Origin of the sequence: Arthrobacter alpinus (genome assembly GCF_001294625.1) — a bacterium.
GTDB classification, from domain to species: Bacteria; Actinomycetota; Actinomycetes; order Actinomycetales; family Micrococcaceae; genus Specibacter; species Specibacter alpinus_A.
The window spans coordinates 1,764,033-1,789,059 of the sequence record NZ_CP012677.1 but is presented as its reverse complement, the minus strand read 5'-3'; the positions used below and the strand labels follow the sequence as shown (position 1 = coordinate 1,789,059).

The window sequence follows — 25,027 nt, the reverse complement described above, 5'->3', positions numbered from 1 at the left end:
GGATAGACGAGTTGCTCCGGCTACGACCGATTGGTCAAGGGTGGAAATGCAGCAAGTTTGGGGCTGTGGCGCAGCTGGTAGCGCACCTGCATGGCATGCAGGGGGTCAGGGGTTCGAGTCCCCTCAGCTCCACGAAACGCGCAAGTGTTTTGTGGTGGTTTTTGTGAAAGATAGTAAGTGTTGGGGGCTGTGGCGCAGCTGGTAGCGCACCTGCATGGCATGCAGGGGGTCAGGGGTTCGAGTCCCCTCAGCTCCACCAATACGAAAAAGGCTCCGGCCATTCCCTTACGGGAGTGGCCGGAGCCTTTTGTTTGCCCTGGCCGGAGAATGTGAGGCGCAACGCCCCGGCCAGCCATCCTGACGCCGCGGCCAGGATTGCGTCGAGGCGGCCCCAGAATCCGGCGGGCACTTTTCGTCCCCGCGGTCATCAAAAAATGGCACAATGGTGCAGTGTCCACGCCAGATCCCGAACCCGCCCCCACTGCCCGCAGCTATGAGTCCGTGCTCCACAGCATCGAGGCTGATTTGCGGGACGGCAAGATCAAGGTCGGGGACCAGCTTCCCGGGGAGCGCGCCCTGGCCCAGATCCACGGCATCTCCCGGGCCTCCGTGCGCGACGCCATCCGCATCCTGGACGTCATGGGCGTGGTGCGCACGGCCGTCGGCTCCGGACCCACCTCCGGCACCGTCGTGATAGCCAACCCGTCGGCGGGGCTGGGCTCGACGTTGCGGATGCACATGGCCACGAGCCACTTTCCCGTCGCCGACATCGTCCAGACCCGCACCATGTTGGAAAGCTGGGCCGCGAAGGAAGCCGCCGGGCAGGAGCACGACACCGGCAAACTGGCCAAGCTGCGCGAACTCCTCGAGGCCATGTCCGGACCCGAACTGGGGAGGGAGGATTTCCATGCGCTGGATGCACAATTCCATGTGCTGCTCAGTTCACTGGCTGGCAACGCCGTTGTCACGGCCATGATGGAGTCACTACGCTTCGCCGTGCAAAGCTACGTCAGTGAGGCCATCGACAGCGATGAGAAGTGGCAGCGAACTGTGCCAACCCTGCGCGCCCAGCACGAGCAGATCATGGCCGCAGTGCAACGGCACGACGGCGATGGCGCCGCGGCAGCGCTGAGTAACCACATCGAGTGGTTCCACACCCAAACAAGTGCCCAGAAACAGCCTCAGGGAAGGCAACTGAAATGAACCTCGAGGACCGCTGCCCCTGCCAAAGCGGGGATACCTTCGGTGACTGCTGCGCCAAATTCCTGAACGCAGTGGGCACATCCTTTCCGCCCACGGCGCAGGCCCTGATGCGTTCGCGCTTCACGGCTTTCGCCACGGGTAATGTGGACTACTTGCTGGTGACCTGGCACCCGGCGTACCGTCCGGCGGTGCTTGAGCTGGATCCGGGGCAGCAATGGTATCGACTGGACATCCTTGACACCTGTGCCGGAGGCCCGCTGGACACCGAAGGTGAGGTGAGCTTCCGCGCACACTACAGGTACCGGAACCTCCGGGAGAGCTTCAGCGAGACGAGCAGTTTTGTGCGCACGGGCCGGCAATGGCTGTACGTCCAAGCCCTCTCGCTGGCATGAACCCTAGAGGCTCTCCGGCACTTCCGGGGTGCCGGGACCAGGTTCTGCCTGTTCGGCCAATACCCGGCGTGCGTGGAGAACATCCCCAATGAACCAGTCGTAGAGCACGATGCCAATCACGCCTCCGATCAGCGGCCCAACGATGGGCACCCAAAAGTACCAGCTGAACGAGCCATCCACTGAACCTGGCAAGGCCACGTCCCCCCACCCGGCCATCCACGCGAACAGCCGCGGGCCAAAATCACGGGCGGGGTTGATGGCGTATCCGGCATTGGCCCCAAACGACATGCCAATCGCGGCAACGGCGAGGCCGATCATCAGCGGCCCCAGATTGGCCTGGACGGCCAGGTTCCGCATATCAACGATGGCCGCTATCAACAGCACCAGAAACGCTGTGCCAACAATTTGATCGACCAACGGGATGGTCAGGTTTCCGTTGAAGTACTGCGCAGGGAAAGTTGCGAAAATTGAGAACGTGGTCAGCCCCCGGGATCCGATCGGCCCGTCTTGGCCGCTGCATTGAACGCATCAATGGCGTTGAAGTACAGCAGGTAGAGCAGGGCGGCGGCGGCAAAGGCGCCTGCCACCTGCGCGCCGACGTAGGGAAGCACTTTCTTCCACGCGAACTTTCTGCGTACCGCAAACGCCAGTGTCACCGCAGGGTTCAAATGTGCGCCGGTCACCCCACCCGCCACATAGATGCCCAATGCCACGGCAAACGCCCAACCCCATGTGATCAGCAGCCAGTCCCCGGCTGCGGCAAAAATGGTGGTGTCCGTGGCGGTGCGGCCGCTGCCCGGCAGGGCGACGACAGCCATAGCCACCACCCCATCACCAAAACAAATCAAAACAAAGGTGCCCAGAAACTCGGCGAGCACCTCACCCCATAGGCCGCCGATTCGTTTCAGGCCGCTCCCGTTGCGAATAGCATTGCGCAGTGGCGATATTTCACTCATGGCTTCCATCCCTTGAGTCGTCGATGGTGGCGACATATCCGTGACTGAAGTGATTGCCTTGATTCTAAGCCAAATGTGAGTCAACGCACATGTTCCCTTGGTCACACCGCCACCTTCCCGTGTCTGGGCCCGGCGCGGCTAAACTGGAGGGGTGCCCCGCGCAGGGGTTCGACGAGAGGGCACCATGGACGGCATGCAGGACCGCGAACCCGGCACACCGGACCTGGCAGGATTCGACTTTGCCCAGTTGCGCCGCTTCCCCGACATTGAGGCGGAGAACCTCTTTGCCCACGACGCCACCGACGAGCTGATCCTCACCACGGCCAGTTCGGCCCTTGCCGCTGTGGCCGCTGGGACCGACGTGGGTTCGGTTGCCATTGTGGGGGAGCGGTACGGCGCGCTGACTTTGGGTGCGGCGGAAATCCATGGCTTGTCCGGTATCAAAGTGAACCAGGATGGAATTTCCGGGGAGCTGGCACTAGCCGCCAATGCCCAACGACTTGGACTCGAGGGCAGTTTCACCTCTATGGCCCTGAACGGCGAACTTTTCGCCGGTGCCACGGTGGTGCTCTGGCAACTGCCCCGCAGCCTGGAGGAACTAGCCGAGACCGCCGAGCTCATCAACGCCCACGCTGCCCCCGACGTACAGATCATCGCCGGCGGCCGGATCAAGCACATGACACTGGCCATGAACACCGTGCTCGGGCACTACTTCAATCAGGTGATCCCGGGAAGGGCCTGGCGCAAGTCCCGCCCACTGGTGGTGAGCGGCCCGCGAGAGGATGCGCCGGCGTCGAGCTTCCCCCACAGCGAATTCAACCAGGCCCTGGGCCTGACCCTGTGCGCCCACGGGGCGACGTTCGCCGGCACTAAACTCGATATCGGCACCCGCTTCCTCCTGGACTTTGAACCGCAGATGCGCCCGGGTGCCGCGACCGCCATCGACCTAGGTTGCGGCAACGGTGCCATTGCCGCAGCCCTGGCAACGGCGCGGCCGGGGCTGCAGGTCACAGCAACGGACCAGTCGGCCTCCGCCGTGGCCTCCACGGAGGCGACGGCGCTGGTCAATGGACTGGACGGGAGGATCACGTCCGTCCGCGATGACGCCATGGAAGGTTTCGCGCCCGCATCGGCTGAACTCGTGGTGCTCAACCCGCCCTTCCATGTGGGTGCTACGGTCCACGCAGGCATTGCCTTGAAACTCTTTGACGCCGCGGCCCGGGTGCTGGCGCCGGGTGGGGAGCTGTGGACCGTCTACAACCGGCATCTGGACTACCGTGCCCAGCTCGAGCAACGCGTCGGTCGCACCACCATCATAGGGCGCAACCCCAAGTTCACGGTCGCAGTTTCGCGCAAAGTCAGCTGATGTTCCCGCGCCCCTCCCGGATACGGTCTTGAGCCCCTTTCCGCCATGGCGCGCCTAGTTGGCCCCATTCAGCCAGGTGACAGTTAGGGGGGGTATTCTGTCAGCTGGGGCGCAGGCCTCGCAATGGTTTTTGGCAGACGAATTTATTCAAGGAGATCATGTTGGTTGTTTCCGAGGGCGGATTCTCGCAGCGCCGTCGTGGCACGAATCTGCCGAAGATGGGTGACTTCAACCAGGCCGTCATCTTGGAGTCCATCCGCCGTTCTAAAGAAGGGCTGAGCAGGGTGGAACTGGCCGGTTCGGCCGGTCTGGCGGCACAGACCGTGTCCAATATTTGCCGCAGGCTCCTTGACGCTGAACTGATCATGGAAGCTGGCAAGGAAACATCCGGCCCGGGCAAGCCGCGCACCATTTTGCGGCTGAACCCCCACGGCATGTTCGCCGTGGGCGTCCACATTGACCCGGCACTGACAAGTTTTGCCCTGGTCGACGCCGTGGGAACCATCCTGGAATCCAAAGAGATGGCGACGGACCTGGCCAGCCCCCCAGGCATGGCCATCACGGCCATGGGAGCCGAAATCCGGGCCATGATCGCTCGCTCAGGCGTGGACGAGTTGCGCATCGCCGGTGTCGGAGTGGCAACCCCCGGCCCTGTTGACGCCGACCGCGGCATGGTGGTTGACCCGCCCCACATGCCAGGCTGGACACGCGTACCCCTGCGCGATATTTTGCATGAAACCACGGGCCTACCCGTGGTGATGGACAAGGACGTGACAGCTTCTGCCGTGGCAGAACTGTGGACGGGCGCTACGTGCGCAACCAACTTCATCTACATCTACATTGGCACCGGTATTGGCTCCGGACTGGTCATCGACGATCAGGTGGTGCGGGGTGCATCCGGGAATGTCGGCGAGATTGGCCACATCATCGTCGACCCCGACGGCCCGGCATGTGACTGCGGACGCCGTGGCTGCATCAAGGTCACCTGCATGCCAGAGACGCTCGTTGCCGAAGCACGCCAACGGGGCGTGCTCGGTGCCGTGGACCCGGCGGACCCGCCATCCCTGCCGCAGGACATGAGCGATCTTGCCGGCGCTGCCGCAAGCGGTGACAGCGTCGCTTTAGGCATCCTGTCACGATCGGCCTACCGGATGGCCGGGGCAGCCTCTGTGCTGACCAATTTACTCGACGTGGAACGGGTGGTCTTCGGCGGCCCGTTCTGGCCCGCCTTGGCGCCCACCTATCTGGCGCAGGTGCCGGAACTGCTGACACAACTCAGTGTCACCACGAACGTTCATTCCGTGGACGTCGTAGGCACGCAACTGAACTCCGGCGAGGAGGCGTTCGGGGCCGCCTGCCTGGTCATGGAGAAAGCGTTCAGTCCCAACGCCGCCCAGCTGTTGCTGGACGCCAAGGACTAGCCCGCTCCCTCCTGCTTAATCCACGCTCTCCACTACTTGACCGTAGGGGATGCTCTCATCCAGGCGCGCCTGCACACCATGCGGCAGCAGGACCACTCGCACGCCGAAGTTCATGTCGGCCACGGACTGCTGCAGAACGGGCCGGACGGTGTCGATGAAGGCGTCGTCCCTGTCCTGCAGATAATGCGCGTATGACTCTGGTAACTGGTTCATGCTCACACCCTAGTCCGCACCACGGTGGTGTGGACAGGGCGCGATGGGAAGTTCTCCCCATTGCGGGCCGGGCGCGGAACAGGTGGACTGGGGTGTAGGGTCTGGCGACCCACATTTTTGTTGAACCAGGAAAGGCTTCCGCTTTGTTGCAAACGAGTACGTCCGCCCGCATCGAGCCCGGTGAGCTGGTGCGGGTGCAACAAGTTGTTGGCGCCGTCTCGGCCAGTTTCGCGGCAAAAGTTGTGGGCCAGGCCCGGTTGCGGGAAACGCTGTTGATCTCGTTGATGACCGGCGGGCACGTCCTGCTCGAATCGGTTCCCGGCCTGGCCAAGACGACGGCGGCACAAACCCTTGCCGATTCCATCAGTGCCGTTTTTCACAGGATCCAGTGCACACCGGACCTGCTGCCCAGCGACATTGTGGGGACCCAGATTTACGACGCCGCCCAAGGCACCTTTGTCACACAGCTGGGGCCGGTGCACGCCAACATCGTCTTGTTGGATGAGATCAACCGTTCCAGCGCCAAGACCCAGTCGGCGATGTTAGAAGCGATGCAGGAACGCCAAACCACCATTGGCGGCCAAAACTATGCACTTCCCTCACCCTTTCTGGTGCTGGCCACCCAAAACCCCATTGAGCAAGAAGGCACCTACCAGTTGCCTGAGGCGCAGATGGACAGGTTCATGCTCAAGGACGTCCTGGACTATCCCAGCCCCGTGGAGGAAGCGGAGATGATCCACCGCATCGACGCCGGTATTTATTCCGCCGAGGCGACGCCCACCGCCGTGGCCAGCCTGGACGAGGTGCGCATGATCCAGCGCACCGTCAAAAACGTTTACCTTGACCCTGCCCTAGTGCAATATATGGTGGGCCTGGTCTACGTCACACGGCACGCCGAAAAGTATATTGACCCGGCACTTGCGGCCTTGATCGAATTTGGTGCCAGCCCCCGCGCCAGCATCGCATTCTCCCAGGCGGCCCGTGCCATGGCGTTACTGGCTGGCCGAGACCACGTCATCCCCGAAGATGTCAAAGCCCTGGCGGTCCGGGTCCTGCGCCACCGCATCATCCTCGGCTTCGAGGCAGTTGCCCAAGGCATTGCCGTGGAAACCATCATCGAGGCCATCGTCGGCTCCGTCCAGACACCGTAGGAAATCCGTGACCTCCCTTCTTCAGGCGGTGAAGTCGAAGATGTATATCTTCGCCCACCGCAAAGCCCGCGGCATGCTCAGTGGCGAATACGCCTCCGTGTTTCGCGGCCGCAGCCTGGACTTTGACGACCTGAGGGCCTACGTCCCGGGCGATGAAGTCCGTGACATCGACTGGAAGGCCACGGCCCGCGTGGGGGTGCCCCTGGTCAAACGCTATGTGGCCACGCGCCGCCAGCAAGTCCTCTTTGTGGCCGACACGGGGCGGAACATGGCGGCGGTGGCCCAAGGCGGGGAGGTCAAGAAAAACATCGCCGTCATGGTCATGGGCGTCATCGGCGCCCTGGCGCTGGGCCACGGCGACTCCGTGGCCCTGGTGCACGGTGACGCCCACGCCCAGGTGGCGATCCCCGCCAAGGGCACCGAAAGTCACCTTGAACGGCTCCTGCGGATCGTGGATGACGTGTCGCTGGCGTCGGGGCCAAGCGATCTGGCAGCGACCCTGGAGTACGCCGCCGCCCACTACAAGCGGCGCATGCTGCTGGTGGTCATCGCCGATGAGCTGGAGGTCCAGGAGAGCTGTGCCAAGGTGCTGCGCCGCCTGGCCGCCCAGCATGAGATCCTGTGGGTTCAAATCGACGACGCCCAGCTTGCCGGTGAGCGGGCACCCGGCGGTACGGTCCAGGACGTGGCTGGGATGGGCACCGTACTGACTCTGCTAGCCAAAGATCCCGAGCTTGCCCGCGACTACGACGCGGCCACGGCCGCGAGGGCGAGGGCACTGTCACAGATTTTGCAGACCAACGGCATAGCCATGGCCGGGATGGGGCACACCGACCAGGTGGTGGGCAGAGTCTTTTCCCTGCTGGAAAGGCACCGCCGTGCTCACTGAAACCCTGCGGGCGCCAGTCTCCCTGGCACCAGCCCTCCTGCCGCAGGGCGAATTCTTTGCTCCCGAGGGTTACTCCATCGTGTGGCCACTGCTGGGTGCTGCCCTGGTGATTCTCTGCCTTGGCTGGGTGGGGTGGGTGTTCTTGTCCACGCGCCCAGGAAATCATGCCGACGTCCCTGGGTTCGTGGCCCCCCGTAACCCTGACACAGTGCGTGCAAAATACCTGGCGTTGATATCGCAAGTGCAGCACCGGTACGACGCCGAAGGGCTGAGCGGGCGGGCCGCACACCTCGAGCTCAGCGCGGCCGTGCGCTCCTTTGCCCATGAAATGACGGGGGTGCGGGCCCAGCGCATGACACTTGGCGAGCTACGTGAACGGCAATTCCCCTTGCTGGCCGACGCCGTCGCCAGCTTCTATCCGGCAGAGTTTGCCGACAACCACTCCCACGCGGACCAGCCCCTTGCGGTCTCCGCTGACGTGGCACGAAACGTGGTGCGCTCATGGCATTGAAATACTGGTGGATGCTGCTGGTGGGGGCTGCTGCCATTGTTGCGGTCCTGGTGTGGATCTGGCGCCGCCCGGGCCGGCCGGCACCCCAAACCTTTGTTGCCCACGCCGACAGGTTGACGGCGTTGCCGTCCTACCAAAAGGCCATGGCACGGCAAAAGCGTTGGCTGGCCGTCGCTGTGATCAGTGTGCTGGTACTGGCGGCGTCCTTGCTGCTGGCAGCATCCCGTCCAGTGAAGGAAAGCACCAGCATTCCAGAACACCTCAACCGAGACATCATGCTCTGCCTGGACGTCTCAGGGTCCATGATCGACACGGACGAGGCAATTGTTGGTGTGTTTGCCCAGATGGTGACCGCGTTCAAAGGCGAACGGATTGGCCTGACAATTTTTGACTCCAGTGCCGTGCAGGTTTTCCCGCTCACGGACGACTACGAATTTGTGGCGGAGCAGTTGACGATCGCCAAAGAGGCCATGGGCCACATGGGCGGTGATTTTAGCTTCTTTGACGGCACCTACGAGGCCACCGGATCCTCGCTCATCGGTGACGGCCTGCTCAGCTGCGTCAACGGCTTCACCGACGAGGGCGCCACAAAACGCTCCCGTTCCATCATTTTTGCAACAGATAACATGTTGGCCGGAAAACCGATCTTCAAATTATCCGAAGCAACCACGCTCGCCAAGAACGCACAGGTACGCGTGTATGCGCTGAACCCCAACGACTATGGAAGCCAACAGTACCCAATGGATGAGGCCCTGGAACTGAAGAACGCGGCCACCACCACCGGAGGGCTCTACTACGCCTTGGACTCCGGCGCAGCGGTGCCTTCGATAGTGCAAAAGGTGCAAGCCACTGAGGCGGCCAAACTGAAAGGTGCACCGGTCAAGTCACTGGCCGACCAGCCGGCCGTGCCGCTGGGTGTGGCCTTGCTGGCACTCCTTGGCCTGGGCGCGGCGCTGGGGAAGGTGCGCCAATGAGCTTCCTCCCCATCCTCCCTGCGTGGATCTTTTGGCCGCTGGCAGCACTGCTGCTGGGCGCCGCCGTCGTCCTTGTACTGAGGGGAACTGTACTGAGGGGAACGGTGAAGACGGGCACTGTCTCTGCGGCCGCCCGCACTGCCCGCTGGCGTTTTGCCGCCCTAGTCCTGCTGGTGGTCATTGCCGCGGCACGGCCGTCAGTGGTGGGTGGGAATGACCCCGTGACCACGACGGAACTGAATGTGTTCTTTGTTGTTGACACCTCACCAAGTTCCGCGGCGGAGGACTACGACGGAAACCAGACACGCATTACCGGGATGAAAAGTGACATCAACGCCATTGGCGCCGAACTGGCAGGAGCCCGTTTTTCCCTGATCTCCTTCGACAATGTGGCCAAGACGGTGCTTCCGCTCACAACGGACGCCACAGCCTTACGCACCATGACGGCGGTCTTGTCCGCCCGTTCGGTGTACGCGTCCAAGGGCAGCAGTGTCAGCAGCGCAAAAGGGGAACTCGCGGCCCGATTGGCGGCTGCGGAAAAAACCCACCCGGAACGTCCACGCCTGGTGTTCTACCTCGGTGACGGCGAACAAACCTCGGCCCAGGTGCCTGAACCCTTTGCCGCTGGAACCGGGCTCATCGATGGCGGAGCCGTCCTTGGATACGGCACAGCCACAGGCGGTAAGATGCGTGAAAACGGGTTCGATCCCGAACGGCCAGGACCCTACATCATGGATAAATCCACTGACATCTACCGCCCGGCCGTATCTGTTCTGGATGAAGTGTCCTTGCAGGCCATTGCCACGCAACTGGGCGTGCCCTACCTTCACCGGGAAAATGCCTCAGACCTCTCAGCTGTCATGAAGGACGCTTCCCCGCGGGCGGCGACGACCATTGACGGCGCAGCGGGAGACAAGGCAGGCGCCGGTAGGTTGGAAGGGTACTGGGTGTTCGCCGCGGCCGCGTTTGGCATGGCCCTGTGGGAACTTGTGATCTACGGGCGGGCCTACAGTGAACTCCGCCGCAAACCGGGACAGCCGTGATGGCAGAGGGTGGGAAGACCGTGACGGCACTGCACAAGAAGCGCCGACGCCTGCTCCTTTGGTCCGGGCCTGTTATGTTACTTGCCGTGCTGCTGGCGGTGAAGCTGCTGAGCCTGCCGCTCTTGGCCGGGCAGAGCGCCACCTCCTTTGCCGCCAACCAGGGTGACGGCACGCTCCGGGCAGCCCACGGCCTGGGCACGCTGAACCTCGTGGAACGCTATAAGGCACCCTTTGCGCTCGGTGACGGTTACGTCCTCAAGGGCGACTTTGCACAAGCCCGGAGCAGTTTTGCTGCAGCCTTGGTGCTGGCGCCGGCTGCTGAATCCTGCAAGGTGAGGGTGAACTTGGTGCTCAGCTTGGAGAAGCTCGGTGACGCCAGGGCAGAAGCCGGGGACCCGGCGTCGGCCCTGGCGTTTTATCAGGAGGGCAGCGCAGTGGTCAGCGACGCACCCCAGGGCTGTTTTACGCCCCAAGGTGAGGGCAACGGTGAGGGGGAAGGGGACAAGCTCAAGGCTGCCGGAGAAAGACTGGGGCACAAGCAAGAGCAGCCCGCAGACCCCGCAGAAGCGGACGGCCAGGAGGGTGCGCCGCAGGATTCCGCGGACGCCCCTGCCCCGGCCCAAGAAAAGATGGACCAACTTAAGAACCAAGGCACCGACGCACAGAAGGAACGCGCCAAAAGCCAGCAACTCAAGCAGGATTATGCGCAGGATTCCCCGAAGGCTTATGACAAGCCCTGGTAGCTGTATCAGTGACTAATTCGGCACGGCACCGGCATTGAATCGACGCACAGTTCAAATCGGCGGTCATATTGCGTAAAATGGCGTAGTAATTCTGTTCTGATTTTGCGCCACGGGAACTTGTGCGCGTAGTGTCATAACCACGTTAGATCTTCAACGTGTGTCAGCGACTCTTGCCTTGCAAGGGTGTGGGTGCCCCCATGTGGGCCTGACATTTGCTGGCGGAGCGCGTCCCAACGAACCGTTTTTCCATGGTTCCTTCGGGCGGTGCCGCCCCCACCTCCAGAAAATTTGCTGTGCGTGCCAAGGGTGTTCTAGACGCCGTTGGGGCAGCAGGGCAACCCATCGTCAAGGATCAGCAAATGTCCCCTCCCAGCCTTATACAGGCGACACCTTCCAGCGGCGCCGGCGCGCCGATCGCCCTGTCCTATGAGCTATTCCCGCCCCGCAATGAAGCCGCCGCGGCATCGCTGTGGGACACCATTGGGGAGCTTGAATGCACCAACCCCGACTACGTGGCAGTCACCTATGGTGCCAACGGCAGCAACCGCGACACCGCGATGGATCTCTTGAACCGTATCCTCACGGAAACCTCGCTGCGCCCCCTGGCGCACCTGACGTGTGTGGGAAGTACCGCCGATGAGCTGGCCGAGGTCATCTCCGAGCTCCTGGACCACGGGGTGCGCGGCATTCTGGCGCTACGCGGGGACCTGCCGAAGAACGCCCCAGCCGAACCGCGCGCCGGCAAGCTGGAGTATGCCCAGGACCTGATTGAGCTCATCCGTCGGGTTGAGCAGCGCCGGTCAGCACTGCTGTGCGCTGGCAAGGTGGCCATCGGTGTTGCCGCCTACCCCACCAGGCATCCGGAATCTCCCAGCGTCGAACATGACGTCGAGGTGTTGCTGGCCAAGCAGCGTTCCGGCGCAGACTTTGCCATCACCCAGGTGTTCTTCCACGCCTCCCAATACAAGGACCTGGTGACACGGGCACGACGGGCCGGGGTCAGCATCCCGATCATCCCCGGCGTCATGCCCCTGACGAGCCTGCGCCGCGTCCAGCGCCTGGGCGACCTGACCGGCGTCGCGCCGTCGGACTCGCTGCTGGATGCGCTGGGACGCGCGGACAACGCCGCGGAGAGCCGCCGCATCGGCGTTGCTGCCACCGTTGACCTGGCCCGGGACGCACTCGACGCCGGAGCCCCCGGCATCCACCTGTACACCTTCAACGAGCACGCCGCCGCCCTGGACGTGCTGGACAAGCTCCAACTGCTCCGCCCAGGACGGCCCCTCGTGGGCCGCCGGCTCGGCGCCGGCGCACAACTTGTGCAGGCCTGAGTTTTTACTCCGGCACCTGCTGTAGACATCACACCACAATCACCGCAAAGGATCTTCCCATGTCGAACACCCCCGTTTTCCCCTCCGCCTCCCTGCTTGGCTACCCGCGCATCGGCCGCCGTCGTGAATTGAAGAAAGCCATTGAGGCGTTCTGGGCCGGCAAGATCGACGAGGCCGCCCTGGACACAGCCGCCAAGGAAATCCAGCTCGTCGCCGCCCGCCGCCTCTCGGACCTGGGCCTGAACGAGGCCGCCGCGATCCCTGGTACGTTCTCCTACTACGACCAGGTTCTGGACGCCACGACCCACATCGGTGCCGTCCCCGCCCGTTTTGGGGACCTTCGCAACGCTGCCGGCGAACTGGACATCAACGCCTACTTCACCCTGGCCCGCGGCACGGGAGAGCAGCAGCCGCTGGAAATGACCAAGTGGTTTGACACCAACTACCACTACCTGGTGCCGGAGATCGGCCCGGAGACTAACTTCTCACTCACCTCCAACCGCATCGTGGAGCAGTTTGAATTCGCCAAGTCCAACGGCTTCATCACCCGCCCGTACCTGCTGGGCCCGGTAACCTACCTGCTGCTGAGCAAGGCCTCCGACGGCGCCCCCGCCGGCTTCTCCCCGCTCTCACGCCTGGAGGATGTCCTCCCTGTTTACGCAGAACTGCTTGCACTCCTGGCCGCCGCCGGCGCCAGCTGGGTGCAATTGGACGAGCCGGCCCTGGTTGCCGATCAGGACGTGCCACTGACCGAGATCCAGGCCGCCGTGGCCCGCAGCTACGAGGTCCTGACCTCAGCCGCCGAGCGCCCCGCCATCTTGGTCTCCACGCCCTTTGGCGCGCTCAGCGAACTGCTGCCCACCCTGGCCGCCTCCAACATTGAGGCCCTGCATATTGACGCGTTCAAGGGCGCCGTGCCTTCAGCACAGGAGCTGGCCCTGCTGGCAGGCAAGACCGTTGTTGCCGGGGTGGTTGACGGCCACAACATCTGGCGCAACGACTTGGCAGTCTCCGCAGCCAAGCTCGATGCGTTGAAGGCTGCCGGGGTTGCCGTGACGGTCTCCACCTCCACCTCCACCCAGCACGTCCCGCACGACGTCGATGAAGAGACCACGCTGTCCACGGAGTTGCGCAGCTGGTTGGCTTTCGCTGACCAGAAGGTCGCCGAAGTGGTGACCCTGTCCGCCCACCTGGTGGACCCGGCGTCGTCCGCTGCCGCCATTGCCGAGGCCAGCGCCGTCATCGCCTCCCGTGCCACGGCTGCAGGGGTCCAGCGCCCCGAGGTGCGCGCCCGCCTGGCCGCCCTGACACCGGCCAGCTTCAACCGCTCCGCCTTTGCCGTCCGCGAAGCCGCCCAGGACACCGCCTTGAACCTGCCCCCACTGCCCACCACCACCATTGGTTCCTTCCCGCAGACCAGCGAGATCCGCAGCGCCCGCGCCCGCGCCAACAAGGGTGTCATCACGAACGGTGACTACGAGCAGCTGATGAAAGATGAGATCAAGCGCGTCGTGAACCTGCAGGAAGAGCTGGGCTTTGACGTGCTGGTCCACGGCGAGCCCGAGCGCAACGACATGGTTCAGTACTTTGCCGAGAACCTTGAGGGCTTCGACGTCACGGTGCACGGCTGGGTCCAGTCCTACGGCAGCCGCTGCACCCGTCCTTCCATCCTGTGGGGAGATGTCACCCGCGAGAAGGCCATCACGGTTGACTGGGCCGAGTATGCCCAGTCGCTGACCAACAAGCCCATGAAGGGCATGCTGACCGGCCCGGTCACGATCCTGGCCTGGTCCTTTGTCCGTGACGACCAGCCCCTGGGTGATACCGCCAACCAGGTGGGCCTGGCCCTGCGCGATGAGATCGCGGACCTGGAAGCTGCCGGCATCAAGATCATCCAGGTCGACGAGCCCGCCCTGCGCGAGTTGCTGCCGCTGCGCCGCACCGACCAGGCCGCCTACCTTGATTGGTCCGTGAACTCCTTCCGTCTGGCCACCGCCGGTGCTGTTGACGGCACCCAGATCCACACCCACCTGTGCTACTCCGAGTTCGGTGTCATCATCGACGCCATTGACGGGCTGGACGCCGATGTGACCTCCATCGAGGCCGCCCGCTCCCGCATGGATGTTGTCAACGACCTGGAAGCGCACGGTTTTGGCCGCGGCGTGGGCCCGGGAGTGTATGACATCCACAGCCCCCGCGTCCCCGGCCAGGCCGAGGTCACCGAGTTGCTCGGCACGGCCGTCAAGCACGTCCCCGCCCGCCAGCTCTGGGTCAACCCCGACTGTGGACTGAAGACCCGCGGCTACGCCGAGACCGAGGAGTCCCTGCGCAACCTGGTCCAGGCCACCAGGGAGGTCCGCGCACAGCTGGTCTGATCCCCACCCCTGGTGTTCATCCATTGATGGTCGACGGCGGTCCTTGCCTGCCCATGGGGAGGCAAGGACCGCCGCTTGGCACTTTACGCCGGGTTCAGCCCTCCACAGGCACCTCCAGAACCGCGCTCGAACACATATTCTAATTTGCGTCTTGTGCTGGAACTGTCGATGGTTAGGCTTGAAAACCAGGGCAGGGAGATACCCTGCAAAAGACGGTAAGGATGACGTGGTGAATATACCTGGGTGGGAGGACGGTGCTGGTGGGGCTGGGCTGCGAGCCCCACGTACCGGGCAGCCCGGACCGGATGTCCCTGGAGTCGTCCACTCCGCAACTGAGGCGGTGGCGCACTCCCTGGAATTCATTGATGCCCTGCTATATGGCTTCGGCGCGCCCGTGTTCGAAGCCGTTGACGTGGCCCTTGCCATGGCGCAGGCTGCCCGCTTGCCACAAGTATCCGTCGACGCTTGTTCAGTTTCAGTGGACACTGTCCTGGCCCAGGCAGGTGCTGCCCTGATAGGGGCCATCAGAGAGTTGGAGAACGCCAAAAATGCTGCCGCCGCCGCGCAAGCAAAAGCCGAGGTGCTGTTTGCCGTAGTGGAACAAGCCCGTCAATTGTACGCAGGTGTCAGGGGGGAAGACCTTGGCAAGGGGACTGCGGCCCAGATAGCGCTGGCACGGCGTGAGTCGCCCGTTGTTGGTGCACGCCTCCTGAAGTCAGCGATTCGCCTGGTGCGCGAATTCCCTGAGGTCCTGGCAGTCTGTTCGACCGGTGCCCTCACCGAATACAGGGGCCAGATAATTGCCACCGAGTCAGAATTCCTCTCTCCCGAGCAGCGCTCGCGGATCGACGCGGAACTGGCTACCGATCCAGGGGTCTTGGAAACCATGGGCAACAAGCAGCTCGTGTCAGCAGTTCGGGTTATGGCCTACAGGATGGAACCGGACGCCTTTGTGAAACGGCTGACCAAGGCGGAGTCACAGCGATGCGTCACCCTGCGCCCGGCAGCTGACGGGATGACGTACCTATCCGCTTTGTTGCCATTGCGGCAGGGGGTAGCTGCCTTGAAATCACTCACCCAAGCGGCAGACTCTGCCCGCGCGCAAGGGGACGGCAGGGGCAAAGGCCAGCTCATGGCCGACGCCCTGGTCCACAGACTTGCCTGTCACCTGCCATGCGTAGGTGACGGGGAACCCACACCAACGGGCAACGGTGACCAAGCTGCGAATTCCAGGCGCGGGGACTGCTTCTCCACACGGGAGGCAGATGTCCATCTGGACCTCATCATGACCGACGGCTCGCTCTTCGACGGAGCAAACGAGCCTGCAGTTCTCACCGGCTATCAACCCATACCAGCACCTGTGGCGCAACGGATGGTGATGAACACGGCAGGCCAGGCGCAGGTATGGCTCAGGCGCCTCTACACCCACCCGGATACAAGAGAGCTCATAGCCATGGACTCCAAGGCCAGACTCTTCCCTGACGGGATGAAGAGATTCCTCTTCGACCAGGACCAACTCTGCGCCACACCATGGTGCGACGCGCCCATCCGCGAGTACGACCACATCAAGTCCTTCGCCGCAGGGGGAAGAACGACCGTAGGCAACGGACAGGGGCTGTGCCAGGCATGCAACCTGGCCAAGGAGAGTCTCGGCTGGGCAAACGCCCCGGACGGGGCCGTCATCACCCCCACCGGGCACCAGTACGCCTCCACCAGACCAACCCTTCCCGGAACTGACAGGAGGCGGGACAAGTAACAGGCAAGGAGTAGATTGGGGCCATGAGCGCACAGGAACTAGACATCACGGCAACGAACACCATCCCGGCCGCGGTGGATGCCGCCCGCCAACTCTTCACCTCGGGAATCACCAAACCTCTCGACTGGCGGCTGGAGCAACTTAAGGCAATGAACCGAATGCTAACCGAGCACCGGGACGACTTCACCGCCGCGCTCGCAGCCGACCTTGGCAAACACCCGGCAGAGGCATGGCTCACCGAAATCGGCTTCCTCACCGCGGAGATAGCCCACACGGTCAAACACTTGTCCACATGGCTGGCGCCACGGAAGACGCCCGTGCCGCTGGCACTGCTGCCAGCCAAGGCCACAACGGTACTGGAACCTCTCGGCGTCGTCCTGGTCATCGCACCGTGGAACTACCCCATCCAACTTCTCCTGGCACCCATCATCGGTGCGCTCGCAGCCGGGAACACTGTGGTGGCCAAACCCAGCGAGCTGGCGCCGGCCAGTTCCGCTGTCCTTGCCAGGATCGTTCCCCAGTATCTAGCCGGGGCAGTGAGCATCGTAGAGGGTGCCGTACCGGAAACAACCACCTTGCTGGCGCAACGCTTTGACCACATCTTCTACACGGGCAACGGCCGGGTGGGCAGAATCGTCATGGCGGCCGCTGCGAAAAACCTCACGCCGGTGACCTTGGAGCTCGGTGGCAAGTCCCCGGTCTACATTGACGACACGGTGGATGCCCGGGCCGCCGCAGCCCGTATCGCCTGGGGGAAGTTCATGAATGCGGGACAAACCTGTGTGGCGCCCGACTATGTTTTGGGGACCGATACAGCCTTGGCCCGCTTGGCCGATGAACTTCCTGGTGCCATCCGTGCCCTCTACGGGGACCAGCCGGCTCATAGTTTGGCTTACGGGCGCATGATCAACGACGGCGCTTTCTCCCGGGTGGCCGGGATGCTGGCGGTGGATCTGCGAGAAGATACCGGCTCGGCCCTGATTTCCGGAGGGGCAACAGATGCTGCCACCCGCTACATTGAACCGACGGTGATGCACGTCGATGCGGAGTCCGCCTTAATGCAAGACGAGATTTTCGGCCCCGTCCTGCCCCTGGTGACCGTGGCGTCAGCACAGGCGGCCATTGACTTTATCAACGTCCGGGACAAGCCGCTGTCCCTATATGTCTTCAGCGAAGACAAGGACGTGCGGAAGGCCTTTACGGAACAGACGTCGTCGGGGGCGCTGAACTTTGGGGTTCCCGTGGTGCACCTGAGCGTGCCCGGCCTGCCCTTTGGAGGGGTAGGGGAGAGCGGCATGGGAAGCTATCACGGCAAGCATTCCATCGATACCTTCTCCCACCACAAGGCCATCCTGGAAAAGCCGCTTTCCCCTGATACCTTGTCCCTGATCTACCCGCCGTTTGGTGCCATCACCAAGCAAATCATCAAGCGATTTGTTGCTCCGGCCAAGAAATTCCGGAAGGCTTAGACGGATCTGCAGAGGTAGTCATTGCGGGCCTCGATCAGCCGCCGGAGGTACCTGGCCAACACGAGTCGTTCAACAAGCCAGCCCAGCGGACCAAAAGGCGCCGTGAAGGTGATGTCATCGATCATCGTGGTGCAGCCATCGTCCGTTGTGAAGCGGTGCTCATGGCGGAAGTCCCTGAAGGGGCCCTTGATCTGCTGGTCAACAAAGCCGTGGGGTGCATCCAGCTCCGTGATCAGGGACGTCATGCGAAAGTTGATGCCAAAGTGGCGCGCCTGCCAGGTGACGGATTCGCCAAGCCCAATTTCTCCGGCCCTCACACCACCAACGGCGTTTTCTCCGGACGCGGCCATGGAGGCCACATGGTCCTCGATGTTCAGCGAGCGGCCAAACAGGGTTTCCAGTGGCTGAGTACTGGTGGAATTGAGCCGGAAGTGGATGCTCATGTGGGGCCCTTCAGCGAACTTGTCTGGTTCAGTTCGTGGAGAATGCCCGCCAGCTGGTCGACGAAAACCCCAATGCGGGCCGTGTGCTTGTCGTTGATCAGCAGGGCAAAGATGTTTCTGGCCAGCCGAATCTCGGGTACGTCCAGCACCACCACGTTGTCCGGGCGGTGTGTCAGCGCCAGTTCAGGGACAAGGGCCGCGCCCAAGCCTACCGAGGCAAGCTGCAGGCTTGCATTGAAGTCGTCGCTGTACGCTGCAACGCGCGGGTGCAGGTTACAGCTGGCAAAGAGCCTTTCGATGACTGTGGCATCGCTGGTCCCGGGGTGATGCATGATCCAGGGCATGTCCGACAACTGCGCCGCGGCCACCTCGGAGCCAGCCTGAATACCCCACTCCTTGGGCAACACCACCCGAAAGTTGTCGTCGCCAATCCACTGCCGATTGATGGTGTGGGGCCAGGCCAAACCCGCCTGGCCCACCTGGTACACCAGTGCCACATCCAACTCGCCACCGGCGCGCAGCCCGGCGATGGTTTGCTGAGGTTCACCCACGGAAACATGGAGGTTGATGCCCAGGCCTGGCCATTGTGGACTGCGCAACAGCCGGGGGAGGACATAGGTGGCCAGCGAGGGAAAGATGCCCAAACGCAGTTCCTGGCTGGTGCCTTCCTGGGTGCGGGAACTGGCAGCAAGCAGGGCGTCGATGTCGGTGAGAACCTTGGCGCCGTGCCGGTTCATCACCAGGGCCGCATCTGTGGGTTGAACGCTTCGTGCCGAACGGCGGAAAAGTACGACGCCGGTATCGCGTTCCAGGGCCGACATTTGCTGGGACACGGCCGACGCCGTATAGCCCAGTTGTGTGGCTGCAGCGGCGAATGATCCTCGACGGATCACTTCCTGCAGGGTCTTGAGGTGGATCGGGTTGATCACCGCGTGCTCCTTTGCGGAACGGGTAGGGTATTCCTGCAAGCATATGTGGCCCACTGGCACGTGATCACGGCATCTGCCACCATGGCTTCGGTCAACTCTGAACTGGGACTTTCACTGGCCCGCAGTAGGGTGGCCTTTGATTCGGTTCCCAATGAGCCGGTCAAGGACGTTGCTGAGAGAATGGTTGGTAAGGCATGAAACCCGCCAGCGAACTGCGCCGGGCGCGCGTTGCCGTAGCAGCGTTGTTCTTCACCAACGGTGCCTTGTTCGCGAACCTGGTTCCCCGCTATCCTGCCATCAAGGAGGCGCTGGGGCTTTCCAATGCTGAGTTTGGCCTTGCCGTGGCGTCGTTCCCGGTGGGGGCGCTGGCCGCAGGACTGGCCTCCGGGTTCCTGATCAGGCGCTTCCGCTCCTCCAGAGTGGCCGTGGCCGGAACCGTGCTGACGGCCCTGGGCATCATGCTTGTCGGTGCGGCGCCGTCGGGGATAGTGTTCGCGGCGGCACTGTGCCTGGCTGGGGCCATGGACGCCATCACCGATGTGGCACAAAATTCGCACGGGTTGCGTGTGCAGCGGCTGTATGGCCGTTCCATCCTCAATTCCTTCCATGCAGTGTGGAGTATCGGGGCGGTGGCCGGCGGGCTCATGGGAGCCGCAGCTGCGGGATGGAGGGCGCCATTGCTGCTGCACCTTGGTGTGTCGGGGGCGGTCTTAGCAGCCGTCTCACTGTCCTGCCTGCACCTCTTGCTGGCCGGGCAGGAGCCAACGATGGTCGACGCCGTCGATCTGGGAGGCCCTGCGACGAGCGGCGGTGCCGTGGTGCGGAGCCCTTGGTGGCGGCACAAGTACCTTGTCCTGACGGCGCTGGTGCTGATCGCGGCCGGCAGCACTCTGGTGGAGGATGCCGGCAGCACCTGGTCCTCTGTCTATCTCGCCGGCGAACTCGGAGCCCCGTTGGCCCTGGCCGGGCTGGGTTTCGTTGCCTTGGTGGCTGCCCAGTTTGTGGGCCGGATGCTCGGTGACAGACTGGTTGACCGCTTCGGCCAGCGGCAAGTCGCCCGGGCCGGTGGCCTGATAGTGGCACTCGGCATGGGGCTTGCATTGTTGTGGCCCACCGTACCTGGAACCATTGCCGGCTTCGCGGCCGCGGGCTTGGGCGTGGCCACGTTGGTGCCAGCGGCCATGCACGCTGCCGACACCTTGCCCGGGCTGCCGGCGGGGACGGGACTGACGGTGGTGAGTTGGTTGATGCGTGTGGCCTTCTTGATCTCCCCACCTGTGGTTGGAGCCATTTCCGATGTCACGTCCTTGCGCGTGGGGCTGCTGGTAGTGCCCCTGGCCGGAATCTTGGTGCTGGTATTCTCACCCGTCCTTAGCACCCGGTCAGCGCGAACCAGCCGAACGCAGGACACTACGGACGACACGCCGGAACTTCCGACACGCCGTGCCTGATTAAGTGAGGAAGTACTCCACAGCCTGTGGATAGTCGGGGGTTAAACGTTGAATTTTCGCACTTTTAACTCTTCGAAGCTGTGGACTGTCGGTGCATAAAATGACATACTTGTAATACATCATGTTGGGGTCGTTCCCTGCGGCGTGCACTACATGTAGTATCAAATACATCATTTCAAGTGTTTCGGGCCAGGGCCTGAAACACTGGCGAGGCCATAGCGGAAGCTGTTCGGCCCCACCGACAGTGAGTGGCCTCAAGGGCCTGCGAATGCCAACTCGAAGCGGTGCTTCAACATAGAATTTTTTCAGGAAAAAAGGGGATCTCGATCATGACCGTCACGGTTTACACCAAGCCTGCATGCGTCCAGTGCAACGCCACCTACCGGGCCTTGGACAAAAAGGGCATCACGTACCAGAGCGTGGACATCTCCACGGATCCGGCAGCCCTGGAGCATGTGTTGAGCCTGGGCTACCAGCAGGCCCCCGTGGTCATCACGGACGCCGACCACTGGTCGGGCTTCCGCCCGGACAAGATCGCCGAATTGGCTGCCGCCGTCCAGGAAGCCTCGAACGTAGCGTAACGACTGGCGGGTCCCCGACCCGCAGGAGCGTCATCCGTTAGCCTGCGCCAGCGCAGATAAGTGGGGCCGAGCAGTTAGTCGTTCGGCCCCACAACCGCAAGTAAATTGTTGGAAAGTGATTCTCATGTCAGCCTTAACAGCAGAAACCGCTGTTGGTCAGATAGCGTCGCGATACACCGCCAACCGGCTGATCTACTTCTCCTCAGCCTCGGACAACACCCACCGTTTCGTCCTGAAACTGGGTGTGGACGGGGCCCGGTTACCGATTTACACCTCTGAGGAAACGCTCCTGGCACAGGAGCCCTTCGTCTTGGTTCTTCCCACCTACGGCGGGGAAAATCGGCTGGGCGCAGTTCCGAAACAGGTCATCAAGTTTCTCAACGTAAAAGAAAACAGGAACTTGATCCGTGGCGTCATTGGCGCAGGAAACACAAATTTTGGCGAAACCTATTGCCTCGCCGGTGACATCGTCGCTGAAAAGTGCAACGTACAGCATTTATACCGTTTTGAACTGATGGGCACGTCGGAAGACGTGGACCGGGTTCGCGAAGGATTGGAAGAATTTTGGACACGATTGTCTCAGAACAAGACTCAACAGTGAAGGCGTCCAAGTCGATGCCTGCGGCATGGGAAGGTATGAGCTACCACGAGCTCAACGCCATGCTGAACTTGTACAACGCGGACGGCGAAATCCAGTTCGACGCGGACAAGGCAGCAGCCCGCCAGTATTTCCTCCAGCACGTGAACAACAACACCGTGTTCTTCCACGACCTGGAAGAAAAGCTGGAGTACTTGGTCAAGAACGAGTACTACGAACGCGAAACCCTTGACCAGTACACGATGAACTTCATCCGCGAGCTTTACCAGCACGCGTACAAGAAGAAGTTCCGCTTCGAGACGTTCCTAGGCGCGTTCAAGTTCTATACGTCCTACACGCTGAAGACTTTCGACGGCAACCGGTTCCTGGAACGCTACGAGGACCGCGTCTGCATGGTGGCCCTGCACCTGGCCCGCGGCAACGAGGAACTGGCCACCAAGATCGTCGATGAGATCATCGACGGCCGCTTCCAGCCCGCCACCCCCACCTTCTTGAATGCTGGCAAGGCCCAGCGCGGCGAGCTCGTCTCCTGCTTCCTGCTGCGCATTGAAGACAACATGGAATCCATTGGCCGTTCCATCAACTCGGCCCTGCAGCTGTCCAAGCGCGGCGGCGGCGTGGCCTTTGCACTGACCAACATCCGCGAAGTGGGCGCACCCATCAAGCAGATCGAGAACCAGTCCTCCGGCGTCATCCCGGTTATGAAGCTTCTCGAGGACAGCTTCTCCTACGCCAACCAGCTTGGCGCCCGCCAGGGTGCCGGCGCCGTGTACTTGCACGCCCACCACCCCGACATCAACCGCTTCCTGGACACCAAGCGTGAGAACGCCGATGAAAAGGTCCGCATCAAGACCCTCTCACTCGGTGTGGTGATCCCGGACATCACCTTTGAGCTGGCCAAGCGCGATGAGGACATGTACTTGTTCTCCCCGTACGACGTCGAAAAGGTCTACGGCATGCCGTTCTCCGACATTTCGGTCACCGAAAAGTACTACGAAATGGTTGACGACGCGCGGATCAAGAAGACCAAGATCAAGGCCCGAGAGTTCTTCCAGACCCTCGCCGAGATCCAGTTCGAATCCGGCTACCCTTACATCATGTTCGAGGACACGGTAAACCGCGCCAACCCCATCGAGGGCAAGATCATCATGAGCAACCTGTGCTCGGAGATCCTGCAAGTTTCAGCGCCCACCACGTACAACGATGACCTCTCCTACAACGAGACCGGCAAGGATATCTCCTGCAACCTTGGCTCGCTGAACATTGCCAAGGCCATGGATTCCCCCGACCTGGGCAGCACCATCGAGACGGCCATCCGCACACTCTCGGCTGTCTCTGACATGTCCAACATCACCAGCGTGCCCTCCATCGCCAAGGGCAACGACCAGTCGCACGCCATCGGCCTGGGCCAGATGAACCTGCACGGCTACCTGGCCCGGGAACGCGTCCACTACGGATCCGTTGAAGGCCTGGACTTCACCAACATCTACTTCTACACGGTGGTGTACCACTGCATCCGGGCTTCGAACCTGTTGGCCATCGAAACCGGGAGCACCTTCGCCGGCTTTGAAAACTCCACCTACGCCAGCGGCGCCTTCTTCGACAAGTACACCGATGGTCAGTGGCTGCCGCAGACCGAAAAGGTGTTGCAGATGTTCGACAGCGTGCACATCCCCACCCAGGAGGACTGGCGTGAGCTGAAGGCCTCCGTCATGGAACACGGCATCTACAACCAGAACCTGCAGGCCGTCCCGCCCACAGGCTCCATCAGCTACATCAACAACTCCACCTCCTCGATCCACCCGATCGCCTCCATGATCGAGATCCGCAAGGAAGGCAAGCTGGGTCGTGTGTACTACCCGGCCCCGTACCTGAGCAACGACAACATCGAGTACTACAAGGATGCGTACGAGATCGGCTTCGAGAAAGTCATCGACACCTACGCCGCTGCCACGCAACACGTGGACCAGGGCCTGTCCCTGACGTTGTTCTTCAAGGACACCGCCACCACGCGTGACATCAACAAGGCGCAGATTTACGCCTGGCGCAAGGGCATCAAGACCATTTACTACATTCGTCTCCGCCAGCTCGCGCTGGAAGGGACCGAAGTGGAAAACTGTGTTTCATGTCAGCTGTAGCACCACATAACTGAACAGCACGACGGCGGGTAGTTCCCGCCGTCGTGCCTTTGGCTTAAGATTGATTTGGCCTTGAGGGCCCCAAGATTTAAATGAGGAGAGAAGCAGTCATGACACCGGACAAGCTGAAGTTGGCCCACCACGTAACGGCCATCAACTGGAACCGCATAGAGGACGAGAAGGACGTTGAGGTCTGGAACCGTCTGTGCAACAACTTTTGGCTGCCGGAGAAGGTGCCGCTGTCCAACGACATCCAGTCGTGGGCCACGCTGAGCCCTGAAGAACAGCTCATGACGATGCGCGTGTTCACCGGACTGACCCTGCTGGACACCCTGCAGGGCACGGTGGGCGCCGTCTCGCTGATCCCGGACGCCATCACCCCGCACGAAGAAGCCGTCTACACGAACATTGCGTTCATGGAGTCGGTGCACGCCAAGAGCTACTCTTCGATCTTCTCCACCCTGTGCTCCACGAAGGAAATCGACGAGGCGTTCCGCTGGTCGGTGGAGAACGTGAACCTGCAGAAGAAGGCGCAGATCATTGAGTCCTACTACTACGGAGACGACCCGCTCAAGCGCAAAATTGCTTCCACCTTACTGGAGTCCTTCCTGTTCTACTCGGGCTTCTACCTGCCCATGTACTGGTCTTCACGGGCCAAGCTGACGAACACGGCAGATTTGATCCGCCTGATCATCCGTGATGAGGCCGTGCATGGCTACTACATCGGCTACAAGTACCAGAAGGGCCTAGAGAAGGTCTCCCAGGAGCGCCGCGACGAGTTGAAGGCGTGGACCTTCGAGCTTCTCTTCGAGCTGTACGAGAACGAGGTCCAGTACACGCACGACCTCTACGACGCCGTTGGCCTGGCCGAGGACGTCAAAAAATTCTTGCACTACAACGCCAACAAGGCGCTGATGAACCTGGGCTACGAGGCCATGTTCCCGGCCGCCGTGACCGATGTGAGCCCGGCGATCCTGTCCGCGCTCTCGCCGAACTCGGATGAGAACCACGACTTCTTCTCCGGCTCCGGATCCTCCTACGTCATCGGCAAAGCCGTCAACACCGAAGACGAGGACTGGGACTTCTAGCCCTTG

24 protein-coding genes and 2 tRNA genes are annotated in these 25,027 nt (G+C 62.2%); 21 read left to right on the top strand and 5 right to left on the bottom strand.

Annotated elements, in window-relative coordinates:
- Nucleotides 1-59: 59 nt before the first annotated feature.
- From AOC05_RS07945 to AOC05_RS07930, 4 genes are all read left to right on the top strand, one after another.
- A tRNA-Ala gene (locus AOC05_RS07945) sits at nucleotides 60-132 on the top strand.
- 51 nt (nucleotides 133-183) lie between these two features.
- Nucleotides 184-259, top strand: a tRNA-Ala gene (locus tag AOC05_RS07940).
- 191 nt (nucleotides 260-450) lie between these two features.
- Nucleotides 451-1,203: a FadR/GntR family transcriptional regulator gene (locus AOC05_RS07935; RefSeq protein WP_062006768.1), complete on the top strand. Its 753-nt coding sequence runs from the start codon at nucleotides 451-453 to the stop codon at nucleotides 1,201-1,203.
- Nucleotides 1,200-1,595, top strand: coding sequence for a YchJ family protein (locus AOC05_RS07930; RefSeq protein WP_062006767.1), 396 nt, complete (start codon nucleotides 1,200-1,202; stop codon nucleotides 1,593-1,595). The genes AOC05_RS07935 and AOC05_RS07930 overlap by 4 nt, the downstream gene beginning before the upstream one ends.
- A gap of 3 nt (nucleotides 1,596-1,598) precedes the next feature.
- Here the strand turns inward: AOC05_RS07930 and AOC05_RS20320 are convergent, their stop codons facing one another.
- Together AOC05_RS20320 and AOC05_RS20315 are read right to left on the bottom strand one after the other, a co-directional pair.
- Entirely contained in the window at nucleotides 1,599-2,012 is a 414-nt protein-coding gene (locus AOC05_RS20320; RefSeq protein WP_250636040.1) for an MIP/aquaporin family protein, read from the bottom strand.
- 62 nt (nucleotides 2,013-2,074) lie between these two features.
- The gene (locus tag AOC05_RS20315; protein ID WP_250636039.1) at nucleotides 2,075-2,551 is read right to left on the bottom strand and encodes an MIP/aquaporin family protein; all 477 of its coding nucleotides are present in this window, start codon (nucleotides 2,549-2,551) and stop codon (nucleotides 2,075-2,077) included.
- 184 nt (nucleotides 2,552-2,735) lie between these two features.
- Here AOC05_RS20315 and AOC05_RS07920 point away from each other — a divergent pair, with 184 nt between their 5' ends.
- Complete coding sequence (locus tag AOC05_RS07920) at nucleotides 2,736-3,917, top strand: class I SAM-dependent methyltransferase (RefSeq protein ID WP_335337613.1); 1,182 nt, start codon at nucleotides 2,736-2,738, stop codon at nucleotides 3,915-3,917.
- A 158-nt stretch (nucleotides 3,918-4,075) separates the two neighbouring features.
- A complete protein-coding gene (locus AOC05_RS07915; protein WP_231687202.1) occupies nucleotides 4,076-5,338 on the top strand; it encodes an ROK family transcriptional regulator in 1,263 nt (420 codons plus the stop codon).
- Nucleotides 5,339-5,353: 15 nt separating this feature from the next.
- On the opposite strand, the gene AOC05_RS07910 is transcribed toward AOC05_RS07915, so the two are convergent.
- On the bottom strand, nucleotides 5,354-5,551 hold the full coding sequence (locus tag AOC05_RS07910) for a hypothetical protein (RefSeq protein ID WP_062009523.1): 198 nt from the start codon (nucleotides 5,549-5,551) through the stop codon (nucleotides 5,354-5,356).
- Between the two features lie 143 nt (nucleotides 5,552-5,694).
- Between AOC05_RS07910 and AOC05_RS07905 the strand changes: the two genes are divergently transcribed.
- The 10 genes from AOC05_RS07905 (at nucleotide 5,695) to AOC05_RS07860 (ending at nucleotide 17,793) form a co-directional block, all read left to right on the top strand.
- Complete coding sequence (locus tag AOC05_RS07905) at nucleotides 5,695-6,702, top strand: AAA family ATPase (protein WP_062006765.1); 1,008 nt, start codon at nucleotides 5,695-5,697, stop codon at nucleotides 6,700-6,702.
- A gap of 7 nt (nucleotides 6,703-6,709) precedes the next feature.
- Nucleotides 6,710-7,591, top strand: coding sequence for a DUF58 domain-containing protein (locus tag AOC05_RS07900; protein ID WP_062006764.1), 882 nt, complete (start codon nucleotides 6,710-6,712; stop codon nucleotides 7,589-7,591).
- A complete protein-coding gene (locus AOC05_RS07895) occupies nucleotides 7,581-8,102 on the top strand; it encodes a hypothetical protein (protein WP_062006763.1) in 522 nt (173 codons plus the stop codon). Before AOC05_RS07900 ends, AOC05_RS07895 begins: the two co-directional genes overlap by 11 nt.
- The gene (locus tag AOC05_RS07890) at nucleotides 8,093-9,076 is read left to right on the top strand and encodes a vWA domain-containing protein (RefSeq protein ID WP_062006762.1); all 984 of its coding nucleotides are present in this window, start codon (nucleotides 8,093-8,095) and stop codon (nucleotides 9,074-9,076) included. Before AOC05_RS07895 ends, AOC05_RS07890 begins: the two co-directional genes overlap by 10 nt.
- Nucleotides 9,073-10,119: a VWA domain-containing protein gene (locus AOC05_RS07885; RefSeq protein WP_062006761.1), complete on the top strand. Its 1,047-nt coding sequence runs from the start codon at nucleotides 9,073-9,075 to the stop codon at nucleotides 10,117-10,119. Before AOC05_RS07890 ends, AOC05_RS07885 begins: the two co-directional genes overlap by 4 nt.
- A 20-nt stretch (nucleotides 10,120-10,139) precedes the next feature.
- A complete protein-coding gene (locus AOC05_RS07880; RefSeq protein ID WP_186759733.1) occupies nucleotides 10,140-10,862 on the top strand; it encodes a hypothetical protein in 723 nt (240 codons plus the stop codon).
- A gap of 359 nt (nucleotides 10,863-11,221) precedes the next feature.
- Nucleotides 11,222-12,193, top strand: a complete 972-nt coding sequence (locus AOC05_RS07875) for a methylenetetrahydrofolate reductase (RefSeq protein WP_062009521.1) — start codon at nucleotides 11,222-11,224, stop codon at nucleotides 12,191-12,193.
- A 59-nt stretch (nucleotides 12,194-12,252) separates the two neighbouring features.
- Complete coding sequence (metE, locus tag AOC05_RS07870) at nucleotides 12,253-14,568, top strand: 5-methyltetrahydropteroyltriglutamate--homocysteine S-methyltransferase (RefSeq protein WP_062006759.1); 2,316 nt, start codon at nucleotides 12,253-12,255, stop codon at nucleotides 14,566-14,568.
- A 229-nt stretch (nucleotides 14,569-14,797) separates the two neighbouring features.
- The gene (locus AOC05_RS07865) at nucleotides 14,798-16,324 is read left to right on the top strand and encodes an HNH endonuclease (RefSeq protein ID WP_231687201.1); all 1,527 of its coding nucleotides are present in this window, start codon (nucleotides 14,798-14,800) and stop codon (nucleotides 16,322-16,324) included.
- A gap of 23 nt (nucleotides 16,325-16,347) precedes the next feature.
- Nucleotides 16,348-17,793 (top strand): aldehyde dehydrogenase family protein, encoded by a 1,446-nt coding sequence (locus AOC05_RS07860; protein ID WP_062006757.1) that lies wholly within the window; start codon nucleotides 16,348-16,350, stop codon nucleotides 17,791-17,793.
- Here the strand turns inward: AOC05_RS07860 and AOC05_RS07855 are convergent.
- A complete protein-coding gene (locus tag AOC05_RS07855) occupies nucleotides 17,790-18,236 on the bottom strand; it encodes an SRPBCC family protein (RefSeq protein WP_062006756.1) in 447 nt (148 codons plus the stop codon). The genes AOC05_RS07860 and AOC05_RS07855 overlap by 4 nt on opposite strands.
- Nucleotides 18,233-19,165 carry a LysR family transcriptional regulator gene (locus tag AOC05_RS07850; protein ID WP_062006755.1) on the bottom strand — a complete coding sequence of 311 codons (933 nt, stop codon included), beginning with the start codon at nucleotides 19,163-19,165 and terminating at the stop codon, nucleotides 18,233-18,235. The genes AOC05_RS07855 and AOC05_RS07850 overlap by 4 nt, the downstream gene beginning before the upstream one ends.
- A gap of 194 nt (nucleotides 19,166-19,359) precedes the next feature.
- Here AOC05_RS07850 and AOC05_RS07845 point away from each other — a divergent pair, with 194 nt between their 5' ends.
- From AOC05_RS07845 to nrdF, 5 genes are all read left to right on the top strand, one after another.
- A complete protein-coding gene (locus AOC05_RS07845; RefSeq protein WP_082357841.1) occupies nucleotides 19,360-20,616 on the top strand; it encodes an MFS transporter in 1,257 nt (418 codons plus the stop codon).
- 329 nt (nucleotides 20,617-20,945) lie between these two features.
- Entirely contained in the window at nucleotides 20,946-21,197 is a 252-nt protein-coding gene (gene nrdH, locus AOC05_RS07840) for a glutaredoxin-like protein NrdH (RefSeq protein ID WP_062006754.1), read from the top strand.
- Between the two features lie 124 nt (nucleotides 21,198-21,321).
- On the top strand, nucleotides 21,322-21,798 hold the full coding sequence (gene nrdI, locus AOC05_RS07835; protein ID WP_062006753.1) for a class Ib ribonucleoside-diphosphate reductase assembly flavoprotein NrdI: 477 nt from the start codon (nucleotides 21,322-21,324) through the stop codon (nucleotides 21,796-21,798).
- A gap of 14 nt (nucleotides 21,799-21,812) precedes the next feature.
- Nucleotides 21,813-23,933, top strand: coding sequence for a class 1b ribonucleoside-diphosphate reductase subunit alpha (nrdE, locus tag AOC05_RS07830; protein WP_062006752.1), 2,121 nt, complete (start codon nucleotides 21,813-21,815; stop codon nucleotides 23,931-23,933).
- A 110-nt stretch (nucleotides 23,934-24,043) separates the two neighbouring features.
- The gene (nrdF, locus tag AOC05_RS07825; RefSeq protein WP_062006751.1) at nucleotides 24,044-25,021 is read left to right on the top strand and encodes a class 1b ribonucleoside-diphosphate reductase subunit beta; all 978 of its coding nucleotides are present in this window, start codon (nucleotides 24,044-24,046) and stop codon (nucleotides 25,019-25,021) included.
- Nucleotides 25,022-25,027: the final 6 nt, after the last annotated feature.

What these genes read in the sequence shown, in the direction of transcription:
- nrdF (WP_062006751.1), top strand. Translation starts at nt 24,044, where the DNA reads ATGACACCGGACAAGCTGAAGTTGGCCCACCACGTAACGGCCATCAAC.
- nrdI (WP_062006753.1), top strand. Translation starts at nt 21,322, where the DNA reads ATGTCAGCCTTAACAGCAGAAACCGCTGTTGGTCAGATAGCGTCGCGA.
- AOC05_RS07845 (WP_082357841.1), top strand. Translation starts at nt 19,360, where the DNA reads ATGAAACCCGCCAGCGAACTGCGCCGGGCGCGCGTTGCCGTAGCAGCG.
- AOC05_RS07885 (WP_062006761.1), top strand. Translation starts at nt 9,073, where the DNA reads ATGAGCTTCCTCCCCATCCTCCCTGCGTGGATCTTTTGGCCGCTGGCA.
- AOC05_RS07915 (WP_231687202.1), top strand. Translation starts at nt 4,076, where the DNA reads ATGTTGGTTGTTTCCGAGGGCGGATTCTCGCAGCGCCGTCGTGGCACG.
- metE (WP_062006759.1), top strand. Translation starts at nt 12,253, where the DNA reads ATGTCGAACACCCCCGTTTTCCCCTCCGCCTCCCTGCTTGGCTACCCG.
- AOC05_RS07890 (WP_062006762.1), top strand. Translation starts at nt 8,093, where the DNA reads ATGGCATTGAAATACTGGTGGATGCTGCTGGTGGGGGCTGCTGCCATT.
- AOC05_RS07860 (WP_062006757.1), top strand. Translation starts at nt 16,348, where the DNA reads ATGAGCGCACAGGAACTAGACATCACGGCAACGAACACCATCCCGGCC.
- nrdH (WP_062006754.1), top strand. Translation starts at nt 20,946, where the DNA reads ATGACCGTCACGGTTTACACCAAGCCTGCATGCGTCCAGTGCAACGCC.
- AOC05_RS07910 (WP_062009523.1), bottom strand. Translation starts at nt 5,551, where the DNA reads ATGAACCAGTTACCAGAGTCATACGCGCATTATCTGCAGGACAGGGAC.
- AOC05_RS20315 (WP_250636039.1), bottom strand. Translation starts at nt 2,551, where the DNA reads ATGAGTGAAATATCGCCACTGCGCAATGCTATTCGCAACGGGAGCGGC.
- AOC05_RS07875 (WP_062009521.1), top strand. Translation starts at nt 11,222, where the DNA reads ATGTCCCCTCCCAGCCTTATACAGGCGACACCTTCCAGCGGCGCCGGC.
- nrdE (WP_062006752.1), top strand. Translation starts at nt 21,813, where the DNA reads ATGCCTGCGGCATGGGAAGGTATGAGCTACCACGAGCTCAACGCCATG.
- AOC05_RS07855 (WP_062006756.1), bottom strand. Translation starts at nt 18,236, where the DNA reads ATGAGCATCCACTTCCGGCTCAATTCCACCAGTACTCAGCCACTGGAA.
- AOC05_RS07920 (WP_335337613.1), top strand. Translation starts at nt 2,736, where the DNA reads ATGGACGGCATGCAGGACCGCGAACCCGGCACACCGGACCTGGCAGGA.
- AOC05_RS07930 (WP_062006767.1), top strand. Translation starts at nt 1,200, where the DNA reads ATGAACCTCGAGGACCGCTGCCCCTGCCAAAGCGGGGATACCTTCGGT.